The organism is Cytophaga sp. (genome assembly GCF_051961495.1).
Taxonomy (GTDB): Bacteria; Bacteroidota; Bacteroidia; order Cytophagales; family Cytophagaceae; genus Cytophaga.
In genome coordinates, this window is sequence record NZ_JBQCDF010000229.1 from 1 (window position 1) to 6,064 (window position 6,064).

Genomic DNA, 6,064 nt, shown 5'->3' on the forward strand with positions numbered 1-6,064 from the left:
ATTCATAATTCATAATTATCTTTTTTGATCCAGATCAATGCGCGTATCTGTACGCTTTGGTATGTTTGTTAAAAAATAAATGTTATGAAAACATACATGTTACTCTTCAGGCTCGACATCCTTACAAAAGAAGCGCAGCCGGACAAAAAGCAGATGGAAACCTACATGCAGCAATGGATGCAATGGATGAACGGCATCGAAGAAGAAGGCTTGCTGGCGGAAGGCGGCAATCACCTGCAATACAGCGGCAAGGTATTGCGTCCCGGGAAAGTTGTGCAGGACCTGCCTTATGCAGCCAACTCCGAGTCTGTAGCCGGTTATATTCTTATACATGCAAAAAATATGGACGAAGCGGTACGCATCGCGGAGAAATGCCCGATCCTGAATGGCAGTGATAAGAACAGTGTGGAGATCCGGGAGACGGCTTCGTAATGAGCAAATTTACACTCGCGCCAGTCTTTGACTGGTGCGGCGGAGGTGCGTATCATTCCGCATCCGCCGCGGCGGATCTGACTGCATGATAACAACAAAGCTATCCGGGAATTGCAATCCAATGTCGTTTAGTTAAAAAGCTGCTCTCGCAAGATCCAGCGGCCTCATTTAACTCATGTTGGCATTCACCACTCTATCCTAACCACCACTCAACCCGCTGTTGTGCCAACGGCCAACAGCCCACTGCATTATCCTCTATAATGAGTGAGTATTCCTTCTCGTACTTCAGAACCCTTTTCATAGTATACTGCACTGGAATATAGATATTCTTCGGGCAAGTTACAAAGTCCAGCTTTTACAGGATTATAATGTATGTAATCTAACTTCTGCTCAAATATATCATCATCATATAACTCCTTTGACTTAGCACACCGTTTCCAAAAGTGGTACGATCTATCATTTTGCGAAGACTTAAAAAAAGGTAATACATTTGGATGATGAAGTTCCAAATCTGCCTTGATATGCTTACTGCACCCTTCTAAAAATTGCTTTTGAACTTCTGAAGTATCAATCACACCTTTTACTTGCCAAATAATATGAATATGATTATCCATAATGCAATAAGCATAAACAATCAACTGATTCTTTTTTATTTGTACTCGTAACTGTTCTAGAATTATCTCTTTATACTTATCAGGTTTTAACAATCGTTTCCAGTGTCTGATTGTCGCTGTAAAAAATACAGGATAGTAAATTATTTTTTCCATAGCAAAAACAAAAATACTCTTTGCTATCTATTATTCAAACTTCACATTTTCACATTGAGAGCAGTGGGCTGTCGGCCGTTGGCACAACAGCGGGTTGAGTCGTGGTTCGGATAGAGTGGCGAACGCCAACATAGAGTTAAGCTTCTCCTCTTTATCTTACAGCTTTTTCGAAAGCACGATCAGGTGGTTGCAGCGGATGCCGTTATCATATAGCTCTCCTTCGTAGCAGTCGGCATGATTGTCAAAATAATGCTTCACCAGATAATCGTATTCAAAACCCATCTTCTGGTACAGGTACAGCGGACCGATATTGGGTGTGGAAGTAGCGATCAGGATCGTTTTATATCCTTTTTGCTTCGCGAGCTCAAAAGCATGCGCGATCATCCGCGTACCGATTCCCCGGCCCTGTACTTTCTCCGCGACAGCAAGATTCCTGATCTCTGTTGTTTCGGCATTGATGTGCATCAGAATGCAGGCCGCAACCGTTTCTCCGTTATGCAGGGCTATGTAGGTTTCGCCTTTTGCCATATAACTGTCCACGAGCTTTCTCGACGGGTCCGCATCCAGCAGCAGTTCGTAGGGCACCGCATCTGCCTGTTCCAGCAATCGTATGGTGAGCTCCGGTGTTACAGCTGCATCATGCTGCAGCCGCATTTTCAGCAAGGGATAATCCTTTCCTTCTGAATCTTTTTCAGCACGGTCATACACCACAAATCCAAACTTTTTGTAAAAATCCACCGCCTGTATATTCTGCTCATTCACTTCAACGGTCGTAGCTTTTAAATCATTCAGGGCAAACAGCATCAGCTGCCTGCCAAAACCACGGCCGATAAAATCGGGGTCGACAAACAGCATGGCCAGGTCCGTGCCGGCCACACCAAGGATCCCCGTCATGCGGTTGTTGTAAAACTGGCAGTATACGGCAAAGGAAAAGAAGTCGATCTTACTTACCGCCTGCTTATAATACACCAGGTCATCCAGCGCGACAAAATGATGGGTTGCGCGTGCAGACCGCTCCCATAAAGTAACAACAGCATCCCTGTATTTTTCTTCATAAGGTAAAATCACTGCTTCAAAAGCATTCATATAATATGTTATTTGAGTAGAGTCCCCAACGGTTAACCTGCATACAATAAAAATATCCTGGTCAGCGGAACTACTGCTTATATATATTCTTATATGCTTTGCCGGTGCGGTAAGCAACAAACATTCTGCTGCCTTGGTTCCTTATGATCCGGAATCAGTCAGGGATTTTTTCAATCTCTCCCGCTTACCCATCGCGCCAGTCTTTGACTGGTGCTCAGCTGTGACGTCGCGACATATTCATGCTATTTTTGATTTGTACAAAATTTTCAGAATAACAGAATCCGAGTTAAATTTGTCCTTTGTGAGTATTACAATACTACTCATCTGCTCTGCATAAAAGATTAATAATTTCAGGAACAGCTTTCTTAAATGTCAGCATGCAAAGGTGCTTATGGCCATGAGACATGCTATCCATCGGCAGCCACGCTTCATATATGCTTTGTGTCAGCACATACACTTCCTGAATATAGTTTTCAGGTTTATCCATTTGAAAAATAATATCAAACGTTTTGGGAATCTCCAGATCTGCATAAGCGTATAACATAAAAACAGCGATCTCATTATCCTGGCGCACCCAGTTCAAATATTTTTCATAGGCGGGAGATTGATCTTTGTCTTTGCAACGCTTAATACATTCCGCCTGCCAGATAGCGGTTGCCATATCCGAAAAATATTCTGAGGAAACCAAATAACGTTCCTCTGGTCTTGTTGCTTCTTCTGTACGCATAAACTGTATGTTATTGAGAAAGTCACCCCATCACCTCGCGCCAGTCTCTGACTGGTGCGTACTATTTCGCAGTCTTTGACTGCATTCAACACGATAGCATATATGTAGCACACAAACCAACCCAGCTGTTCGGGATTTGCAATCCCGAACCCAGATAAAAGGAATTTGCAATTCCATTATTTAACAAAGTACAATTCTCACCTTTTCTCGCGCCGGTCCTCAGTCAACCGCGGCGGATTTGACTGCATTCAACTACCATAGCATATAGCATATATGTAGCACACAAACCAACAAGCTCTGGTTATGAATGCATCCATGGCATCCAGGCACGCAACAACATATATAGGAATAATAGGAAACAAAGCATTAAAAGTACAGTAACAAGCCCTTTCCGTTGACCGGATGCCGGCACATAAAACAAACGGCCAAGCCTCCAATCAGAGATATAGCAATACAAATAACCGATAAATAGCACAAAGGGAAACATCCGCCTTATTTGTCTAAACCGTCAGTAAGATACTTATTTTTCTTCAGTGGTTGATCATTTAGTCGACATTAGCGCTAGTTGGATGTAAAGAAAGAGAAATGATTTCCGAAGAATTATTAAGAAACGAACTCGTTTTTATGTTTGCGTATGAAATCAATCTTTAGTTGATCTAATTTTCCTTTTCCATCAAGATCATAAAACTGATCACTCAGATCATCGTATAGTTCATTCGGAAATTTCACAAAAAGACTTCTGTTTTTTTCAAAAAGCTGGTTTGCCTTTTCTGTCACATGAGCAAAATCAAAGGCACCCACAAATTTTAAAGCAGCCGGTAAGTGCTTATAATAAATACCGCTTGAGTTAAAATAAAATTGACCGTAACCGCCATTATCGACTTCTCCCTGCAACAATGTGATCATAAAAAATGATCTTTTATATTCGTTCCAGTTCATTACTATTTCATATTCTTTTTTAATCCGATTCGGTAAACCATCAAATAAAAGATCAAAAACCAGCTGTAATAAATGTGTATCGTCGGTTTCATCTATAAGCTCAGCTGTTAACGATACCTTACTACTAGCAGCAACGTTTTTATCTGCACGTGAAAATAAGCTGGAAAAGGTTTTTAAAATACTCATATGGAATCAGATTTTACTAAACAAAGATTATAAGATTAATATTTTACAAGTTAAAAAGTGTCGGAATGATTTACAATGGTTTCCTTTCACCGTGGTCTGTGGCTCCGCCGCGGCGGACAGACCACCCACTGTTTTAAAAGGTGTGACAGCGCAACGGATAACTTTATTTTGCATCACTTGCAGCTTGTATTATAATACTTCACAATGGCTTCCATATCCCGGATGCGGTACGTTTTGTTCCGGATCATCTCCACCAATTCCGGACACTGGCTGAAATACTCCGCCATCTCATTTCTGAAAGATCCTCCATATACTTGTACTAAATTACCGTTGCCTTTCTGCAGGATGTAATCATTTGCAACATAAGAACCTCCGCCGGTGTACATTCCGGTAGCACCATTATACATCCCGCCGGATGATTGCCTCCGGTAATGACCAAGAAGTCTCACGCCGCCATCAACCAGCAGCTGTAAAAAAATATATTCATTGGAAGAAAACATCGATCCCAAATAAATGGACTTGAATCTGGACAGCATCCGGATCTTACTGCCTCTGAATGTAAATTGAATTTCAACTGCCTGACCAGGTTTCAGCACACATTGATTTCCTGAAGCATCCAAATACTTTACCTTTTCCTGCAGCTTAATATAATTGACATCGCCGGTAATCGCGAAAACAGGTATTTTAAAAGTAACATCCAGGGTATCTTTATCAGTCAGTATTTTACCTTTTACCAATTCGGCAGCCCGGACGTACATAGAACAACATAAAAGCACCGCGAAGATTAGTAGGTATTTTTTCATTTGAATGATTGGTTGCGTATTCTTTTTAAGGTTTGAAGATACAACATGTTTCTGAGAAGTGTGGTGGAAAGTTTTAACTCATGTCGACGTTCACCACTCTAACCTAACCACCACTCAACCCGCTGTTGTGCCAACGGCCGACAGCCCACTGCATTATCCTCTGTAATAAGCGAGTATTCCTTCTCGTACTTCAGCACCCTTTTCATAGTATACTGTACTGGAATATTTAACTCATGTCGACGTTCACCACTCTAACCTAACCACCATTCAACCCGCTGTCGTGGTTTGGATTAAGTGGTAAACGCCAACATAGAGTTGAGATTCATTATTCTTTCTTAACTCAATCTGCCCTTGAGATTAGGGATGATAGTAATTACCAACCTAGGCTAAAGGTTTGAAGATACAACATGTTTCTGAGAAGTATGGTGGAAAGTTTTACCGCATTGGAGGGTGTCCTTCCTCACCGTGGTCTGTGTGCCACAAACCACGGTGAGAGTACATAACATTACTGTTTTATCAGCTTAATCTTCTCTGTACTGACTTTGTGTTCCATTTTATCCCAGTCCGTTTCCACATGAGACAGATACAGGGTATCGGCATTGAAGTTAAAGGTATATATATCTCCATCCATCAGGTTTCCGGCGTGCCTGTCTTTGTATAAAACAATGGCATCGTAGTCAATCCCCTCACCAAAATCATATATAGGTTCATAAAACTGATAGTCGGCGAAACCTGTCACAGCGCCTGTTTTATCAAAACTTACATCATGAGCATCCATGCGGTAATTGCCTGCGAATAAAATGCCCCTTAATGCATCATTCACATTACTAACTTTTCTGTATGCATCTCTTTGTTTTGTTCCGGGAAAAAACATTTCCACATGCGACCAATCTTTGATATCCAGTTCAAACGAATCAGGAAAAGAAGGATATAAACCCAGCCGGCTCAGATCATTTACAAACTTATGCTGAATGGTGTCAAACAGTAGTGGGCTGCTGTATCCGTCTTCATGTTCACTAAATCCGTCCAGCTGGGGCGCATGGCTTAATAAAAGTTCTTTGTTTAAGATAAATCCCAGCATTTTCGAAGAATATGCACGGCTTGCATACACAGACCGTTTCTTT

General features: G+C 41.5%; 7 protein-coding genes. 1 reads left to right on the top strand and 6 read right to left on the bottom strand.

Annotated elements, in window-relative coordinates:
• The first annotated feature begins 84 nt into the window (after positions 1 to 84).
• Positions 85 to 432, top strand: a complete 348-nt coding sequence (locus tag ACTHJT_RS12760; RefSeq protein ID WP_440238760.1) for a YciI family protein — start codon at positions 85 to 87, stop codon at positions 430 to 432.
• A gap of 248 nt (positions 433 to 680) precedes the next feature.
• Here ACTHJT_RS12760 and ACTHJT_RS12765 read toward each other — a convergent pair whose 3' ends face one another.
• The 6 genes from ACTHJT_RS12765 to ACTHJT_RS12790 form a co-directional block, all read right to left on the bottom strand.
• Positions 681 to 1,199, bottom strand: a complete 519-nt coding sequence (locus ACTHJT_RS12765; protein ID WP_440238762.1) for an REP-associated tyrosine transposase — start codon at positions 1,197 to 1,199, stop codon at positions 681 to 683.
• 156 nt (positions 1,200 to 1,355) lie between these two features.
• On the bottom strand, positions 1,356 to 2,285 hold the full coding sequence (locus ACTHJT_RS12770; RefSeq protein ID WP_440238764.1) for a GNAT family N-acetyltransferase: 930 nt from the start codon (positions 2,283 to 2,285) through the stop codon (positions 1,356 to 1,358).
• A 316-nt stretch (positions 2,286 to 2,601) separates the two neighbouring features.
• Positions 2,602 to 3,012, bottom strand: a complete 411-nt coding sequence (locus ACTHJT_RS12775) for a hypothetical protein (RefSeq protein ID WP_440238766.1) — start codon at positions 3,010 to 3,012, stop codon at positions 2,602 to 2,604.
• Between the two features lie 603 nt (positions 3,013 to 3,615).
• Positions 3,616 to 4,137 carry a DMP19 family protein gene (locus tag ACTHJT_RS12780; RefSeq protein ID WP_440238768.1) on the bottom strand — a complete coding sequence of 174 codons (522 nt, stop codon included), beginning with the start codon at positions 4,135 to 4,137 and terminating at the stop codon, positions 3,616 to 3,618.
• Positions 4,138 to 4,310: 173 nt separating this feature from the next.
• Positions 4,311 to 4,940, bottom strand: a complete 630-nt coding sequence (locus ACTHJT_RS12785) for a hypothetical protein (protein WP_440238770.1) — start codon at positions 4,938 to 4,940, stop codon at positions 4,311 to 4,313.
• Between the two features lie 505 nt (positions 4,941 to 5,445).
• Positions 5,446 to 6,064 (bottom strand): hypothetical protein (locus ACTHJT_RS12790; RefSeq protein WP_440238772.1); only part of this gene is annotated, 619 nt, incomplete at its 5' end.

Bases quoted from the DNA above. Each gene is read 5' to 3' on its own strand.
- ACTHJT_RS12760 (WP_440238760.1), top strand. From the start codon at position 85: ATGAAAACATACATGTTACTCTTCAGGCTCGACATCCTTACAAAAGAA.
- ACTHJT_RS12765 (WP_440238762.1), bottom strand. From the start codon at position 1,199: ATGGAAAAAATAATTTACTATCCTGTATTTTTTACAGCGACAATCAGA.
- ACTHJT_RS12770 (WP_440238764.1), bottom strand. From the start codon at position 2,285: ATGAATGCTTTTGAAGCAGTGATTTTACCTTATGAAGAAAAATACAGG.
- ACTHJT_RS12775 (WP_440238766.1), bottom strand. From the start codon at position 3,012: ATGCGTACAGAAGAAGCAACAAGACCAGAGGAACGTTATTTGGTTTCC.
- ACTHJT_RS12780 (WP_440238768.1), bottom strand. From the start codon at position 4,137: ATGAGTATTTTAAAAACCTTTTCCAGCTTATTTTCACGTGCAGATAAA.
- ACTHJT_RS12785 (WP_440238770.1), bottom strand. From the start codon at position 4,940: ATGAAAAAATACCTACTAATCTTCGCGGTGCTTTTATGTTGTTCTATG.